Here is an 834-nt window from a genome sequence, read left to right as displayed (position 1 = left end):
GACCTTCATTCGGCGGCCTCCTTCACGGTGCGTGTGACGATGTGGGATTGCAGCGCCGAGGGATCGTCGCCCATGATGTCGACGACGCGGCCCTTGTCCTCTTCGGCGGCCTTGCGGACCGAGGTGCCGATGACCTTCATCCCCAGCTCCTGCAGCGCCGCCACCACCGACCAGGACTTGTGGCCGCCGGTGTAGAGCAGCACCTTGCGGCCCTCGACGCGGGGGCGGAACGGCTCGAGATCGGCCCGGATCGCGGCTTCCTCCCCGGCGATCAGCGCCTCGCAGCGGTCGAGAAGCGCGGGGTCCGCGCCCTGCGACACCATCAGGCGGCACATCTGGCGCAAGCTGTCGGAGGTGTCAGAGATGCCGTAGAACGAGCCCTCGAAATAGGGGAGGCCGTAGCGCTCCTCGAGCTTGCGGGCGATGTTGATGACCGCCTTGGAGCAGACCATCATGGTCACCTTGGCACGGTGCATCATGGCGACCTGCCTGTAGCGGGCGTCGGCGGCGAGCGAGCCGAGGATGCGGATGCCCAGCCTGTCGAGCAGCGGCTTCACCTGCCAGAGCTCGCCACTGAGGTTGTCGTCGCCGACGATGTTGATGTCGCAGGGGGTCAGCTCCGCGGGCTCGACGGTGCCGATGACGTGGTCGAGCATTGCCTCGCCCGCGAGCTTGTTGCCGAGGATCTTCGAGCCCACGTAGCCCGGCGCGTTCACCGGGATGCAGGGTGTGCCGAACCTGGCGGTGGCGGCCTTGCAGACCGCGTCGATGTCGTCGCCGATGAGCGCGGGCACGCAGGTGGAATAGACGAAGACCGCCGGCGGTTCCTCGGCC

The 834-nt window shown here is 67.9% G+C and carries 1 protein-coding gene; it reads right to left on the bottom strand.

Annotated elements, in window-relative coordinates; genetic code table 11:
• Window positions 1–5: 5 nt before the first annotated feature.
• The coding region (locus HC022_RS27805) for a nitrogenase component 1 (protein WP_303049120.1) at window positions 6–834 on the bottom strand (829 nt) is incomplete at its 5' end.

The sequence above is a fragment of the Salipiger sp. HF18 genome (assembly GCF_011806505.1).
Classification (GTDB): domain Bacteria; phylum Pseudomonadota; class Alphaproteobacteria; order Rhodobacterales; family Rhodobacteraceae; genus Salipiger; species Salipiger thiooxidans.
The sequence above is the reverse complement of the archived record's forward strand: the minus strand, read 5'-3'. Positions and strand labels throughout refer to the sequence as shown.